This is a genomic window from Leptospira bourretii (genome assembly GCF_004770145.1).
GTDB classification, from domain to species: Bacteria; Spirochaetota; Leptospiria; order Leptospirales; family Leptospiraceae; genus Leptospira_A; species Leptospira_A bourretii.
This window is the reverse complement of record NZ_RQFW01000016.1, coordinates 211,545-227,470: the sequence shown is the minus strand read 5'-3', so window position 1 is coordinate 227,470 and position 15,926 is coordinate 211,545. Positions and strand designations below refer to the sequence as shown.

14 protein-coding genes and 1 tRNA gene are annotated in these 15,926 nt (G+C 37.6%); 9 read left to right on the top strand and 6 right to left on the bottom strand.

From position 1 onward, the window contains the following. The first annotated feature begins 6 nt into the window (after window positions 1-6). Window positions 7-1,578 (top strand): concanavalin A-like lectin/glucanase, encoded by a 1,572-nt coding sequence (locus EHQ47_RS11360; RefSeq protein ID WP_135777210.1) that lies wholly within the window; start codon window positions 7-9, stop codon window positions 1,576-1,578. Here the strand turns inward: EHQ47_RS11360 and EHQ47_RS11355 are convergent. The 4 genes from EHQ47_RS11355 to EHQ47_RS11340 are packed head-to-tail and all read right to left on the bottom strand — an operon-like array spanning window position 1,540 to window position 5,468. Beyond that, on the bottom strand, window positions 1,540-1,929 hold the full coding sequence (locus EHQ47_RS11355) for a hypothetical protein (RefSeq protein ID WP_135777209.1): 390 nt from the start codon (window positions 1,927-1,929) through the stop codon (window positions 1,540-1,542). The genes EHQ47_RS11360 and EHQ47_RS11355 overlap by 39 nt on opposite strands. Next, on the bottom strand, window positions 1,926-2,117 hold the full coding sequence (locus EHQ47_RS11350; RefSeq protein WP_135694949.1) for a CopG family transcriptional regulator: 192 nt from the start codon (window positions 2,115-2,117) through the stop codon (window positions 1,926-1,928). The genes EHQ47_RS11355 and EHQ47_RS11350 overlap by 4 nt, the downstream gene beginning before the upstream one ends. After that, entirely contained in the window at window positions 2,117-2,725 is a 609-nt protein-coding gene (locus tag EHQ47_RS11345; protein WP_004784637.1) for a tetratricopeptide repeat protein, read from the bottom strand. Before EHQ47_RS11345 ends, EHQ47_RS11350 begins: the two co-directional genes overlap by 1 nt. Further along, complete coding sequence (locus tag EHQ47_RS11340; protein WP_135777208.1) at window positions 2,697-5,468, bottom strand: hypothetical protein; 2,772 nt, start codon at window positions 5,466-5,468, stop codon at window positions 2,697-2,699. Before EHQ47_RS11340 ends, EHQ47_RS11345 begins: the two co-directional genes overlap by 29 nt. A 50-nt stretch (window positions 5,469-5,518) precedes the next feature. On the opposite strand from EHQ47_RS11340, the gene EHQ47_RS11335 reads away from it, so the two are divergent. Next, window positions 5,519-6,493, top strand: coding sequence for an alkaline phosphatase family protein (locus tag EHQ47_RS11335; protein WP_135746671.1), 975 nt, complete (start codon window positions 5,519-5,521; stop codon window positions 6,491-6,493). On the opposite strand, the gene EHQ47_RS11330 is transcribed toward EHQ47_RS11335, so the two are convergent. Both EHQ47_RS11330 and EHQ47_RS11325 read right to left on the bottom strand, forming a co-directional pair. Beyond that, a complete protein-coding gene (locus EHQ47_RS11330; protein ID WP_135746672.1) occupies window positions 6,490-7,659 on the bottom strand; it encodes a tetratricopeptide repeat protein in 1,170 nt (389 codons plus the stop codon). The two genes, EHQ47_RS11335 and EHQ47_RS11330, sit on opposite strands and share 4 nt — an antisense overlap. Continuing rightward, a complete protein-coding gene (locus EHQ47_RS11325; RefSeq protein ID WP_135750076.1) occupies window positions 7,656-9,341 on the bottom strand; it encodes a tetratricopeptide repeat protein in 1,686 nt (561 codons plus the stop codon). Before EHQ47_RS11325 ends, EHQ47_RS11330 begins: the two co-directional genes overlap by 4 nt. Before the next feature lie 80 nt (window positions 9,342-9,421). Between EHQ47_RS11325 and EHQ47_RS11320 the strand changes: the two genes are divergently transcribed. From EHQ47_RS11320 to EHQ47_RS11290, 7 genes are all read left to right on the top strand, one after another. Beyond that, window positions 9,422-10,081, top strand: coding sequence for a class I SAM-dependent methyltransferase (locus EHQ47_RS11320; protein ID WP_004786595.1), 660 nt, complete (start codon window positions 9,422-9,424; stop codon window positions 10,079-10,081). A 46-nt stretch (window positions 10,082-10,127) separates the two neighbouring features. After that, the gene (locus EHQ47_RS11315) at window positions 10,128-11,411 is read left to right on the top strand and encodes a UvrD-helicase domain-containing protein (RefSeq protein ID WP_135748970.1); all 1,284 of its coding nucleotides are present in this window, start codon (window positions 10,128-10,130) and stop codon (window positions 11,409-11,411) included. A 14-nt stretch (window positions 11,412-11,425) separates the two neighbouring features. Then, window positions 11,426-11,502, top strand: a tRNA-Val gene (locus EHQ47_RS11310). Between the two features lie 95 nt (window positions 11,503-11,597). Further along, window positions 11,598-12,278, top strand: a complete 681-nt coding sequence (locus EHQ47_RS11305) for a DUF6989 domain-containing protein (protein WP_135748971.1) — start codon at window positions 11,598-11,600, stop codon at window positions 12,276-12,278. Beyond that, window positions 12,262-13,212, top strand: coding sequence for an LA_2486 family SGNH/GDSL-type esterase (locus EHQ47_RS11300; RefSeq protein WP_208727434.1), 951 nt, complete (start codon window positions 12,262-12,264; stop codon window positions 13,210-13,212). The genes EHQ47_RS11305 and EHQ47_RS11300 overlap by 17 nt, the downstream gene beginning before the upstream one ends. 42 nt (window positions 13,213-13,254) lie before the next feature. After that, the gene (locus EHQ47_RS11295) at window positions 13,255-14,493 is read left to right on the top strand and encodes an LA_2490 family SGNH/GDSL-type esterase (protein ID WP_135777207.1); all 1,239 of its coding nucleotides are present in this window, start codon (window positions 13,255-13,257) and stop codon (window positions 14,491-14,493) included. A gap of 1 nt (window position 14,494) precedes the next feature. Further along, window positions 14,495-15,925 carry an MBOAT family O-acyltransferase gene (locus EHQ47_RS11290; protein WP_135748973.1) on the top strand — a complete coding sequence of 477 codons (1,431 nt, stop codon included), beginning with the start codon at window positions 14,495-14,497 and terminating at the stop codon, window positions 15,923-15,925. The last annotated feature ends 1 nt before the right edge of the window (window position 15,926 follow it).

Genomic DNA, 15,926 nt, shown 5'->3' with positions numbered 1-15,926 from the left:
AACGGTGTGGTTCAGAATTCGGAACCAGGCAAAAAGAACTTTCTTAAACCCAAAGAAAATACTCCCAAACACGGAGAACTTTTTTTCGACTTTGAAGGTGATGTGAAAGAACCACAAATCACGGAAGCCGGGTATCCTTTTCATTCCAAATCCATCTCAGTTGTTTCCTCTTCCTATTTAACCGACGACCAAACTTATTTTTTTGGGAAAAGATCCGCATACTTTTCTGGTCGCAGAAACCAAATCCATCTTTCCGTTTCCGGGAATTCTCTTTTTGGAACCCATCCCGATCCTTTTACCATTTCCATTCCTGTTCGGTTGGGTGAACAAGGTGCGGGTTCTGTCATTTTGGACCGAACTGTTTATGTAAAAGGAAAAAAATACGGCATCTCACTCGAGTTAGACGAAAGTAAACCAATATTACAAGTCAACAACCTACTCCAAAAATCAGATGGTAGAACTGCAAGTTTTGTTTTGGAATCACCAGTGAAACTCAAACGGAAAACTTGGGAAGTGATCTCTCTATATTTTGATACATTGAATCACAAATACATCATGTACCAAAATGGGATAGAAACTGCTGAATATGAAAACAGCCAAGCGGACACATTAGGTTTTGGTTTTCCTGAAAACGATTCCACTCCACTAGTCCTTGGAAAATCATTTTATGGAAATTTGGATGGGTTTCATATCCACAAAGGAGAACCGGAAGTAGAATACACTAAGTTTGAATCAGTTCGTTATGATGATGAAACCAAAATTGGTTTTATGGAAGGTAACAGTGCTATCTCTCCTGTTTTAGAAACAAAATATAGTAATTCGAGTTTAACTCGCGTTCATTGGAATATCGAACAACCCAAAGACACAATGTTAGAACTTTACTTCCGTGGTTCGAACCAAAAGTTTTTGGATTCTAAAATGGATCCTTCTTGGACAAGGATTGGATCTCTGGACAAAGGACTCCCAAAAATCAAATTCAAATATTACCAATGGAAGTTATGGTTTAGGCCAGACCCGTTGGGAAAATCAGTTCCTAATGTCCAATCCCTCTCCTTTGAATATACAGAACAAACTCCTCCCGATGTTCCCACCAGATTTCGATTGGAATCAAATCCAAACACAGGGGATCCAATTTGTTTTTTATGGAATTCCAATCATGAAAAAGAAGTCCAAAGTGGTGGCGGTTATATCATCCATTACGGACTCACCCCCACACGAATGCTCGGTTCCGTTTTTGTCAAAAAAGACAAAGTTGGGAACTTTAATAAAATTGATGGGAATGAAGATGAAAGTAGTTTTAGAAACAAACGTTTTTGTATTAGTGAAGAAACTCTCGTAAATAATATTTATGTTCCAGAGGGTGAATTGGGAACTGATGAATTTAGGCCTCTCGCCGACCAAGTAGATCATTCAAGAAGGGAAAAACGAGGACTTCTTTTCCAACCAGGACTTACCTATTATTTCAGAATTTCAGCTTACAATCGTTATCTGAATGAATGGGACTCAAAAGACCAAAAAAGTCAACTTTCTCCTCCGGTTTCATTTAGTTTCCCCAAAGAAGTTTCGAACAACAAGTAAAGGCAGGGAGGTTACCTCCCTTTCTAAATCCACAAATACTTCTTCCATCCCCTCTTTTAATGCAATTGCCATCTCAAGATCACAGGTTTCGGACATTAAAATTTGAGTTCTAAGACTTTCGGTATCTAATTCGAAAATAGTATCCGTTAGATCTTCTAAAAAACCAAGGATCTGTTTTTTCTTTATAACATCAATATCCTCTAATCCTTGCAACAATAAGTGGATCGAAAAAGAAGATGTAAAGAATCTTTGGTGAGAATCGAGTGCTTCTAACAAAAGTTTTTGAATCTTTAATTTACGAGAAGAACGTAACAGTGTTAACAACAAAGAAGAAGTAAGATAAACCTTCAATCCAGTAACTCCGTTAAGGCGACAAGTGCCTTTCTTCTCACAAGTTCCGATTTTTGGATAATTTCATTTTTTAAAGCCATCCGAATGAGTTCTCCCTGGGAAATCCCTCTTCTGGAAGCTTCATTTTTTAATAAAATTTGTTCATCTTCGGAAAGTAGGATCTGAAATCGTTTATCAATTTTTGCCATTAATCTTCTTCTTCCAATTCTTTTTCGGCCTTCTCAAACTTACGCCAATACAAACTGGCATCCTGCCACTGACCAAGAGATTCGTACAGAGATGCAATATTATAATATGATTCGGTCAAACGGTAGTCCAACTTCACTGCCTTTTGAAATAGTTTAATCGACTTTTCTTTGTTATCTGAAAACCATTCACTAAAAGCCCAAAGATAATACCACCGACCAAGGTTTGGATCCCTAGGCCTCACTTTTTCCAGATGTAAAACATTTTCTTGGAAAAGTTTAGAGGAAAGGTTATAGTTTTTTTGAATGAGTTTTGCTTTATTGATTCGATCTTCTGCCGGTTCATCCGGTCTCGGCACAGACAAATCGTTTCTATACAATAGTGCTTTTGCATAAAGTAATTTAAAATACAGCTCGTTTTGGCTTAAATCCAAATACCTTTCTAAATAAGGAATGGAGGTTGTTTCATCATCTACTTTGTGTAAGTTATAAATTTGTTTTCTTAGAGCAGTTGTTTCTTCTTTTTTTTTGCTTCCGCCGGCCCAGACCATTTGGGTGGATAAAAATAAGATACAAACAAATTTAAAAGTATAAGTAGAAGTTTTGTCCATCATCAGGAAATTTCATCGATTTGATTTCATGGCGAAATGGAAGTTCCTGTAATTTTTGGATCACAGAAAGATACAAATCTTTTGCCGTTACAATCAACATAGAATTGGGTGATGTTTCAATCAATCGATCTTTACTTTCCAAATACCCTTGGATCGAATCCACAAAATGTCGTTTTGAACGTTCCCATTCTGGTGACGGATGGTATTCTGGCCATTGGATTCTGAGTACAGATGTGGATCTTTTTCCGCCGAAGGTAGCTTGCATAAAAGAACGAATCATCCAAGACAAACTGTCTTTTAAAAACTCAGGTTTTCGTTCTTCTTTTTCCACAAGGACATGGAGGGCGGGGATCACTTGGCGAAGTTTTTCTTGAATCATTCGTTTATGAGATTCTAAAAATTTGGCCCTTTCTTCCTTGTTCAACAGAACCAAAAAAATACCCGGGAAACCAAGTGATTCCATATGAAAAGCAATGATTGCTTCTGTTTGCAAAAGGATTTCCCAAGAAAACTTTTTTGCGATAAATCGATCAAGCCTTACTGTATCGTCAACATCCAAAATAGCAAATCCAGATTCATCAAAAGGCAAATAAGGATCATGGTGTAAAAAAATTAAGTTAGAGCGAGTGTTATAGTCAAGTCCGGATGAAATTTGATTGTGAAAGGAACCTAAAGAATCATTTAAAAACAAATAAGAAAATCGAGGTGAACCAAGCCGTGAAATAAAGTTTTTAGTATAACCAATAATTCCGTCATAAGAAATTTCATTTTCTCTGTATATTTTATCAAGCAAACCATATTCTACACGTTTTTCTTCCGGGATCATTGTGAAGAAATTTTCCGGCGAACTGGCCTTAGTTTCTTTTGGTTCTGCTTTTTTGGTAACGGATTGAACTAACTTTTCTAATTCAGGATTAAAAATAGTTTCTCGTTTTTTTTGTACTGCATCGAGAATGGCGACTCTTCTCCAAGTGGCCGGGGGTAAAATTTTAAAACTCGTTTTTTTCACAGGACTAGGATTGTTTATAACGGGTTCCATTTTAGTTTCAATTCCTTCTTTAGGAGAGACAGATTTTTTTATCTCTATTTCTAGATTTGGTGATTCATCACTCACCCAAAGGGATTCCCCTAACATATTACGATGTTCCCATTTGCGTTTTATGGAAGCCCACAACACAAAGAAAATCCAAGGTCCAACGAATAAATATCCAAAACTTAACAAATACGGTGGGAAGGAAGAATAACGATAAACAGATAATCCAGATAAAAATCCAGGTTTCCCATGTTCTTTAGAAGTATAATAAGAATGAAACTTATGATGTAAAAAACCAACTGATTGTTTTTTCGAATCCAAATGAACAAAATTAGAAGTATCCTCTCCTTTCCAGATACGAGGATTAAAAAGGACTTGTTCCTTACTTTTGTTATCCGATAGTTTAGCAGAAACTAATGGAAAATAAAACTCATCCCGGTCTTTTTCTTTTTTCGCCTGTAAAAGATTAGAATCTAACACCGCCACAAGAATGGAAATGGAACCCGTTTCATTGTTTCGTTTGGGAATTAAATATACTAAGTCAAAATCAGATTCGAATAAAATTGTAATAGGATGATTTTGGATGCGTTCGAATAAACTGAAAATCTCAGTTCCAAAACGATTTTGAATTGTTTTGTTTTCATTTGAATCTTTTTTCCAAAGGTACAGTTCAGAAACGATTCTTTCTGTTTCTCCAAGTCCCCCACCTTCTCCAAGCCCTTCACGAAGAAGATTTTTTTCAAGGACAGATAATGTCTCTTCAAATTGAGCCAATCTATGTTTGGTCCATGGTTTGTAATAACGATAATCAGGAAAAAGTTCATAACTCTTTTGATAAAACAAAAGTAAAATTAGATAAACAATGACTGGTAAAAGAATTCTACGTTTGAACTGAAAACTGCGAGAATGAGTGACAATCCAAATAAATCGAATGTAAAATAATCCAGTAAAGGTAACAAGAAAAAGGACAAAACATCCAAACCGTATTTCATCCGCTTCTGAATCTGATTGACGAAGCAAATAAATAGAAAACTTTTCCCTGGATTCTAAAATGAGTTTAGAATTTTCACCATCTAACTGCCAAGTGATGGTTTGCCCTTCTTTTCCTGAAAACAATCCAAGTAATTGATTACTTTCTCTATCACCCGTTAAAATGGATTCATCATTTGTATATAATATTTTTTGGGATTTGGGATCGAAGGCCCAATATAGATATCCATATTCTAAATTAGCATTTTGAATTTGTTTTGGAAGCGGTGGACCTTTCGGAAACACAACAAAAAACTTCCCGGACAAATCACGATACACATAATCACCGTTAGAAAGGTTTTTCAATTTTCCCTCTGACAACCCAGAAGGATCCTGTCTCAATTCATCTTGGAAAATTTCACTTGTTTCGTTTGTACTATGGATGAGGCGAAGGGAATCATCATACAACCGAACATATTTTAAACCAAGGGTGTCTTTGATTCGGGATGTGACTTGGGAGGCTCGGTAAGGAAGAGTTGATTCGCGAAAAAAGAACTCGAGTGTATTCAAATACTCTTTTGTTCGATCTTCATCAAAACGTTCCAAAGCAGAAATCAAATTTGATTTCATCCGAAGGGGACGAATCCATTCAAAATATCCGAACAAAACGGAGGTCACGAGGAGAGAAACCACAAAGTATCCAAAAAGAATAGACAGGTTTCCGAAATTCCGTTTCATCATTCTAATTATCGGGTTGTCATTGGCAAAAACCAATCAGTCCAAGGAAAGGAATGATTTTTTATGTATTTTTGGACGGAGTGGGAATCGCCAACTACGACCCCAAATCCAACCCCTTCAGCCGTTATGCCAAAGGATTTTTAGCACCTGTTGGAGGAATTCCAAAGTCAGATGCTGATTTATCTGTTTCGCCTTCCCAAATCCATTATATCAAAACCGATGCGCATATGGGAGTCTCTGGCCTCCCCCAATCTGCCACTGGCCAGACAGCTCTTTGGACAGGGATTCCCGGCCCAAAAGTCCTTGGTCGACATGTGAGTGGGTTTCCAACCATCACCCTTCGCAAAATCATATCTAAATATTCACTCATCAAAGTATTAAATGAAAATGGACATTTAAGCGATTTTCTAAATTGTTTTTCCCCACCCTACCTCAAACACGTAGAGGAAAAACCCAAACTAGTTTCTGCTTCCACCTTAGTCCAGTTGGCAAGTGGTCGACCTTTGAAAAACTTTGATGACCTTTCAAATGAAAGAGGTTTGTACATGGACCTAACCCATGAGATTATGGGGACTCTAGGGATTGATATGTTGAAACCAGGTGATCCACTTCTAAATAGAAGAGATCCATACGAACTAGGGAAAAAATCTTTATCTCGATTTGCCCACTACCAATTGGCTTTGTATGAATACTTTCTGACAGATAAAGTTGGTCATGCAATGGATTGGGAAAAGGCGGAACATATAATCAAAAACTTGGAAGATTTTTTTCGTGGAATTTTGGAAAGTTTAGATCCAACAAAGGATTTACTCATCGTTTCAAGTGATCATGGAAATATGGAAGACTTAAGTCAAAAAAACCATACGGAAAACCCGGCGGCCACCATCCTATATGGAAAGGATGCTGACCGCTTCGCAGAAAATATACATTCGCTTGCTGATATTGTTCCGGAAATTTACAAAACTTTCGGAATGGAAGAAGCCATTTACAATACCAAAACGAATGAATTTCTAATTGAATCCGACTAAAACTCTAAATCATTTCCTGATTCAGGTCGATTTGACACCGAACTTGGTTTAGATGAATTGGAATCAGACGATACATCTGAATCATCAAGATCATTGTGGTCGGTAAACTGATCGAGTGATTCTTTTTTCCATGCAATCGCCTTGTCGGTAATCTGGTTTTTAGGGTATTTATCTACAATCGTTTGAAAGATTCCTGCTGCTTTTTCGAACTTCCCTTGTCTGAAATAGATAGTTCCTTTTTTATATAATGCTGCTTGATCGAGCGAATAATCGCTGTTATTCAAGACCTTATTAATATAAGTCAGAGATTCTATTTGTTTTCCCATTGCATCATAGGATAAAGCGATATAGTATAATGCTTCCTCTTCTTTTTTAGGAGTTGGATTCACTGTAATGACTTTTTGAAAAAGTTCGATCGCCTTTCCGTATTGTTTTTTTGTATAATTATCCTTAGCATCTTTTAATACTGAGTCCTTGTATTCCCCGACTACTTTTTCATCAGCACCAGCCAATTGGTCAGCAGTTTCAATGTATTCATCAAATACGTCAAAGGAAGCCCAGTCTTTTCCAAGTTTGCGAAGGGCTCTTCCCCATCCAATTCTTGACTCTGTATTATTAGGATCTTCTTGAAGAGCTAATGTATAGTTTTTGCGAGCTGTTTCAAAATGCCCTGTTCGATAATAAAAATCACCAAGAGAAAGAAATGATTTAGATCTTAGTTTGTTATCTGAACTTGATTGTAATACTGATTCTAAATGAGCTTTTCCTTCTGATTCATTTCCAATTTTCAAAAGTAGGTTTCCAAGTGAGTAACTCAAACGTTCTTTTTCATCAGCTTTCAGATTGGAATTCTTTTTTAGATCTTTGTAAATATCAAGGGCAGGATAAAAATCAGAGTTTTTCTCTAAGGCTCTTGCTTGGTTGTATTTAATTTGGAATTCAAACTTTTCCAATCCTCTTTTCCCAGCTAACTCAGAAAAAATGGCAATTGCCCGCTCTTTACTCTGTGGATTGGATTGTTTTAAATATTCCTCTCCTTCTGCAATTTTTTCCAGAATGACTTGTGATTGGTCTTCTTTAGCCGAAATATTTGTTTGGTAGTATGCAGTAGAAAGGCCTGCAACAATGAATAAAAAACCTGCTAAAGTTACTATGATTCGATTCATAAATTTCCTCTACCCGCTTGACTTAGGGTTTGATTCGTCCAAAATTCCACTCGAGTTGGTGAATAGGATTTAGTTTCCCTTTTCAAAAAACATTTTAATGCTTTTTTAGTATCACCTGTTTTTAATGCACTCACTCCAAGAAAAAACATAGCCTTTCCTCGTAAGTAAGCATTGGTTTCATATTTTAAATATTCTTCCAACCGATATACAGCAGTTTCATATTTTTTTCTAATGACTGTTTCTTTGATGATTCGATTTAAATCAGTTTGTCCTAAATCGTAATTCACCGTTGCCGAAGGTTCTTCCTGCAAATCATTGACTGATTCTGTAGTTTCCCTCGGTGGCAATGTATCAGTTGGAGTTACAGAATGTTCATTTTTATAATTTTCTGATTTTTCTGGTTCTTTTTTCGGATGAGACTCAGCCACCGCATTTGGTTCTTCTTGCGGCAAAATATCTTTAGAAAAATTATATTTAAAATAGGATACGTTTTCTTTTAGATTATAATCTTCTGGAATTCCATTTGATTTTGCCGTCACACCAAAATACAATTCATCAATTTCTTTTAGTTCTTTGATAAAAAAATTAGTTTTTGGATGTAGAACAGTTGCGACCTTTACCACTGAACCTTGGCCGAAAGAAGAAGTTCCTTGATTCAAAGGTTTCACCGATGCATATAAACTATAAACAGTTGTTTCATCAGCTGCTTCTGGACTAAGCCAACTAATCACGGCACCTTTACCTACACGTTCGTATCCAAGACCCCGAACATGCATGGCACCACCAAGATCGGTCCTGGTTTCGTTGGATGCCACTTCTTGTTTTGGTTTTTTAGGGGATTCTTCTACAATGATCTCAGCATTATTTTTTTCAGTCTGTTTGATATAAAACACACGTAAGGTGGATTTTTTATCTTCTAGAGGAAGAGTTTCTTCGCCACCAACTTGTTTTACTGAGACTCCGTAATAAAGAGTTTGTGATTTATCCAAATCTTGGTCTAAAAATGAATTCACAGGATGAGTGAGTTCTGCCAATTTTTCTGCTTTTTGCATCAGAGGTAAACTAGTCAAAGGTGAATTGGAACGATATACTGTGTACATCGTTCGTCCAGCAGTTGCACCGTTTGGTGGTGTCCAATTCAAACGAACAAATTTTCTTTCAATATTCGCCGTAATTCCCGACACCCCACCTACCATTGATTGGATTCCGGCTTCCGCAGGAAATGCGGGAAAATCGGGATTTTGTCCAACAACCGGTGTTCCATTCTCTTCTTCAATATGAACAGGAATCACTGTATAGTTTTGGTTTGAAAAAAGTTTTACTTCTCGTCGGCGAACATCTGTTACCATTACGATTGCATAGTAATAAGTGCCTGGTTTTAAATTATAATCAAAATAAACACGAGTTGCGTTTGCTCCAGATGCTTTGTACCTGCCTAAAGAATCGGCAATATAAAGTTTTTCAGGGCTATCGATCATCACAGTAGAACGAGCCACGATGATTTCCCCTTCCTGTTTGGGTGGGTCCCAATCCAAACGAATCGATTTTTTATCGGGAAGGATACTTGCGTGGATTGCTTTGGCAATCGTCGGATAACGGCTCTCCTCAAATCCAGAATCTGCCCAAACAGGGAATTGAGAGAATAGCAGTAGAGCCACCCAGAATTGAATCGAGAACTTCATACTTAGATTTTCGGTGGTCGAGACCTGCGAATTGAATTTTTCGTTTGTACTTTCCCAGCTTTTCTGTAAGAATTGTCATTATGTCGGAAACGGAATACTACCGTTCACAAAGTTACCAGGAATACTTACTTTCAAGTCATAGGAGAGAGGTTTGTCCTCCTGAAGATGTTTATGCCTTTTTCAACTGGAAGGGTCTAAACAACCTCGTTGACTTTGGGAGTGGGCTTGGGTTTTACTTTAACGAGTTTAGAAAATGGTTTCCCCATGTTTGGATCTGGGCTGCGGAATGCCAACAAGAGATCATCGATATGGTCTTACGACGGAAACTCATGGAAGGAATCGAACAACTCACACCGTTTCATATGGACCAATCAGACCATCCCCTTCTACCGGAATGGGTGCCCGTCCCCGAAATTATTTTTGCATCATTGTCTTTATCCACATTCCCAAACCCTGGTTTGGCGATGGATGGACTCATTCGTTCCATGAAAGCAGGAGGAAGACTTTTTATTATCGATTGGTCAAAAACGGAATCTGGCTTTGGTCCTAAAATCAACGAAAAAATATCGATGGATAAAATGAAATTTCTTGCGGAAGAATACAAACTAGAAGTCACAAAATCAGGAAGGATCTCCGAACATTTTTACGGAATGGAAGTGAAAGCAAGTTCCAATTTTATTTATGGTTATTATGACCTCAAAGAAGAGGAAGATGAAGACAGTGCAGTTTTTAAACAATGATCTAAAAAAGTAGAACCAAAGAAGTTTTTGTTTTCTCTCTCCATTTATGTGGAGCGAAGAACAAAAAAAAATCATTCATTCTAATTTTCCAATCAAACAAGTCATTGCTGGTGCAGGTTCTGGAAAAACCGCAACAATGGTTGGTCTTTTGGAAGAAAGGGAAAAACAAAACTCCATTCTCCCAAAAAACACTCTCATCGTTACATTTACCAAAAAAGCAACAAACGAATTCAAAGAAAGGTGTGAAAAAAAAGGTTTATCTAAAGATTACCATATTTCCACCTTTCATTCGTTTTGTTACCATGTATTAAAAAAATACGATTCATCCAAAAATTGGTCAGATTACAAATTACTCTGCGATTCCAAAAAATGGGAAATCACAAAGAATATTCTTTATGAATATCGTTATGAAATTGGAGGAATTCCTTTTCCCACCCTTCTCAAAAACAATGGAAAATATTTTCGCCAACTTTCTGAAACCACATACCAATCTTTTTTAACAAAGTTTCGATCTTGGAAAGAGAACAACCGTTACTTTGAATTTGATGATTTGATTTTTGACTTTTTAAAATTTTTGGATACGGAACCATCAAATTTAGCCAAAGAAAGATGGACATCACTGATCATCGACGAGTTCCAAGACACTGACGAAGTCCAACTCCAAATCATAAAAAAAATGAACTTCCAATCCATCACTGTGGTAGGTGACGATTGGCAAGCGATCTACGGATTTCGCGGTGCCACACCAAAACCTTTTTTGGACTTTCCAAAACATTTTCCTTCTGTGATCCAATACTTTTTATCCACTAACTACCGTTCAAAGGAATGTATCATCCAATCATCTCTCCTTCCTTTACATCACAATAAAGACAAAATCCAAAAGCAGGTACAAACCTTTCGAAAGGAAAAAGGAATCTTCCAAGTAGAACGAATTAGAGAAACCAAAAAAAGACCATTGGAGATTTGGAAACAATGGCAAAAAAAAGACCCAAACACAATCATTCTCACTCGTAGCAATTTCAGAAAATTTGAATGGATCCAATCGGGAGTTCCTCCGACACAAGTGATGACCATCCATAGTGCCAAAGGTTTGGAATTCACAACTGTTCTCCTGGATCTTGTCCTTGGTTGGAGCGAAAATAGAAACGAAGTTGATGAGGCAGAAGAACGAAGGATTCTTTACGTTGGACTTTCAAGAGCAAAAGACAATTTGATACTATTCATCCCAGACAAATCCAAACCCGATCGTCTGGCCGATCAAATGAGTGGGGATTTTTCATTCAGGAACCGATTGCGAAATCGTACTTTACGGTGGGCCCGGCTCTGGTGAAGTGGTTTTACCTTGGGGGATTAGCTCAGTTGGTTAGAGCGCTACCTTGACATGGTAGAGGTCACTGGTTCGAACCCAGTATCTCCCACCAAGAACACAAACGAAAATTGTTCGTTATCGTTTTTTAACCCTACCCAACCAAGTTTCGACTTGCATCCCGTTACAAATTCCTTACAGTGCAAAGCGATGAAACCCAAGTTCCTTGCAGAAGAATTCCTTTTGGCTTTGTATTTTTTGATTTTTAGCGTTGTATCCGTTTTCGTTTTGTATTGGTCACAAAGCCCTTCGGGGGTCAAACTTGCTTCCCTCACTCTCCTATTCCATCTTAGTTTTGTTGGCCTCTCTCTGGCACTTCGCTGGCATACGCCCTTTCGGATTTGGAAATTTTTAGTTCCTTTGTCCATTTTTATGGTCTTTCCTGATTGGTTTCTTTCTAGCGCCTTACAAATCTTAGTGTTTCCGGACGATGGTTTTTTGAAAATAGGAACTGTTTCTGGTTATATGGCAGGGCTTTGGGTCATCCCTTTATTTATTTGTGTTTATACGGGAATCAAATTGGAAGAAATGTCTGTTTCCATCATTGGAACGGGACTTTGGGTTGGAATCACGGCTCTAGTGATTTTTGGAACTTCGGAAGCTACCATGTGGGCACTCGGTTCTTGGTATCCTCAAAATGTGAAGATGTGGGGAAAAGTAGCCTATTATGTGTTAGTTCCCGAGATGATCTTAGGTATTACTGCTTATCTTGCTTACCAAGGATTTTCTTATTCTGCTTATATCTTTCAAATTGCAATGGGATTTTTAGTAATGATTCTCTACATTGGAAACCTTTCTTTCTTTTACCTTCTCATTGAAAAAATTCTATAAATTTTCATCCATCATTTGTATCCGAACTCTCTTAGTTTTTTTTCTAGGAGAGGGGTTTTTTCGTTACAGGTCCAAAACAGAAACAGAAGAAATTGAATACAAAAAAATTCATTGTTTGTATGGATTAACGGAAATCCGCCTTTGCCCCAATGTAAAAGCAGAGTTTTTACGTAAGGATGGAAAAATTTGGGACATCCAAACAAATTCCCGAGGGGAAAGAATTCTTGGTAGAGAACCAAACAAATCAAAACTTTGGTTAGTTGGCGATTCCATGGCGATGGGTTATGGTCTTCCAACAAAAGAAACACCTGCCTTTTATATAAAATCAAAATATAATTTAGATGTAAGATTGGTTGCTGTGGATGCCATTGGAACAAGAGGTCTTTTACAACTTCTGAAAGAAACACTAAAGAAGATTGATCCCAAGGATTCTCCCGACCAAATCTACTGGATTTGGAATCCTTCCGATTTTATTGATGATGAACGAGAAAAAAAAGGATTCAAACGAATTTTTTATCCCATCCACCACCAACTGTCTCAAATTTCCTACCTGTATCGAAATCTTCTTCCTTCTCCCAAAGCAAATGTGTACACTTCGTACGGAATTCCGATAAAGTATCCTGAATCACATATTACTTATTCTCACTTGGGTGATTTTTTTTCAGACAGAGTCATCCCCAAAGAAAAAGTAAACATCCTCTTTAGTTGGGGAATGTCCAGAGAAGGAACCCCTGACACAAAAGATCCAAATTACGATGTAGCAAAAGATTTCTTTTCCAAACAAAAAGTGAAAACCATCGATCTAAGAAAAAAAACAGAAGTTTTGTTTAAAGAACAAAAACAAGTGTACATTCCTCTTGATGGTCATCCAGGGCCAGCACTAGCGGAACTTTTTGCCGATGCGATTGCCAAGGACTTCTTAAATTTGCCTTAGAAATGCTTGATTCTCTGCCCTATGTATAAATTTTAGAGGGATATGATTCAAAACTGGAAACGATGGGGAGCCATTGTCCTATTTTTCCCGTTGGCGTTACTCTCTTTGGAATTGATTTTACGCATTTCCAATCCGCCTGCTTTACGTTATTACCGCGATGTCAAATTGTTGCATGCCTACCATCCTGAATATGGTGTCACCTTAGAACCAAACGAAAGTCGCTTTGTCCGTCACTATGCCGATCTTTGGCAAGGACAGTTCACAACCAATTCTCTGGGACTTCGAGGCATAGAAGAGCCAATCCCCCAAAAACCAAAACTTGTTTGTCTTGGGGATAGTTTGGTTATGGGATTTGGTGTTTCCGATGAAGATACATTTTGTTCCAGACTCGGTGGATTGGAAGAGAATGGTCTAAGTTACCAAAGTTTGAATTTGGGTGTGGATGCTTATGGATCTCTTGGCTCTTACAAACGCCTAAAAGATATGTCTACAAAGATTGACAATATCAAAACTGTATTGTTCTTTATTTCGCCCAATGATTTTACGATGCCTGAAGAGTTACGAGCCCAAGGTATCCTTCCCGATGATGAAAACGATGCACTTCACGAAAACGATCCTGTTTGGAAAAAAAACTTTCGCATTCAGTTTGAACTTACAAGAATTTCCTATCTTTTACAGGCCCTAAAACTTGCTTATGAACAAACGAAAGTCAAATTTGCACAAACAAAATATTTAATTGCAGCAGATACAAATCTTTTGAGTTCCTCTCCGCTGGTGTATTTGCGAGAAACTTTTATTCTTCCCGTCAAACAAAAGAAATGTGAAGAAAAAGATGAGTTTATTTGTCCCACTCCTCTACAAAATCTAAATGTAATTTGTTCTGATTCGCCAGTGGATCCAAATTCACTAGAACCCTTACCTGAAACCACAACCAGGGCCTATGATTTGATGATAGAACTGTCGAAAGAAAAAGGTTACCGGTTGGTACCCGTCATCCTTCCCATGCAAATTGAAGAAGTGTATTGTCGCCAACTCGGAAAGTTTAACGCACTTGGAGGTTATGCCATCCGGGCTAAAAAATATTTGGATTCAAAAGGGATCAAAACTTTAGACATTCTCCCCTATACGGACAAAATGTGCGATCGTGAATTTACGTTACATGGACAAACTAAAAAAGCTGGGATTCAGGATTATTATATACCGGGAGATGGCCACCTTACGAAGCTGGGCAATCTTTGGGCTGCCGAATCAATTGCCGATGCCCTAAAGGATTACAAATAATATGCTTTTTAATTCAGTTCACTATTTGATCTTTGCACCCGTTGTTATCCTTGTTTATTTTTTAATTCCAAAACGATTCCAAGGTCTTTGGTTATTTATTGTTAGTTTGTATTTCTACGCAATCTTTCGAATTCCATTTTTAATTTTACTCGTTTTTTCTTTTGTCATTACAAAACTTGCCGTCGACTATATGGAGTTTGCTTCTTCCAAAGCCAAAAAACTCTTTTGGTTGAATGTGGCGGTCTGGAGTAATTTAGGTTTACTTTTTGTATTTAAGTATTTGGACTTTTCCATTACCGTATGGAACCAAACATTTTCCCTTACCCCTTGTGATCCAGAATTTGTACAAAAGTCAGGAATTCTTCTTCCGATGGGGATTAGTTTTTTCACCTTACAAGCAGTATCTTATGCAGTCGATGTTTACAGAGGTGTGGTGGAAAGAGCCAAATCCATTTTTCATTTCGGACTCTTTCTAGCATTTTTTCCACAACTTGTAGCCGGTCCTATCTTACGTGCCAGTGATGTTCTCCACCAGTTTTTAGATTCCAAAGACTTTACTAAAGAAAATCTAAAACAGGGCCTAAAACAACTCTTCTGGGGAATCTTTAAAAAGACTTTTATCGCTGATCCGGTTTCGTATGTGATCGATCCCATGTATGCCAATCCAACAGAATACAATTGGATTGCGATGTGGATTGCTGCCTTTTTATTTGCCGTTCAAATCTATTGCGATTTTTCAGGATACTCTGACATTGCCATTGGAACTGCAAGGATTCTTGGTTTTCATATTCCTAAAAACTTCGACCGACCTTTTTTATCAGGCACACTGACTGAACTTTGGAGGCGTTGGCATATTTCCTTTAGTTCTTGGTTACGTGACTATGTATACATCACTCTGGGTGGAAACAGACGAGGAGAAATTATGGCTTATGTAAATCTCTTCATCACAACCTTTGTTTCTGGAATTTGGCATGGAGCCGATTGGACTTTTGTATTTTGGGGAACCCTCCATTCCACTATGATGGTGGTGGAAAAATTTGTTTTCAAATTTGAAACCATGAAAAAGGCCTGGAACCGAGTACCACGTTCCATCCAACCACTGTATCCCGTCGGTGTATTTGTTTTGTCTTGTTTTTTCTTCCGAGCAAAAGCCACTCCAGAAGTTCCCACAGGAATGGGAATCACCAAAATTATGTTAGAGCGAGCCTTCACCGGTGTGAGTGGAATGTTTCCTCAAATGAGTGTAAGCCTTGTGATCTTAGTTGGATTTTTATTTTTAGTAGATATCCTCCAAGATAGAAACGAAGACAGATTTGCCTTTATCACAGACAATTTATACTTTCTCATTCCAACTTGTATCTTACTCTATATCACTTCCTTTATCATCTATAGTGTAACAGTATCAAGCCCCTTCCTCTACTTTCAGTTCTAAA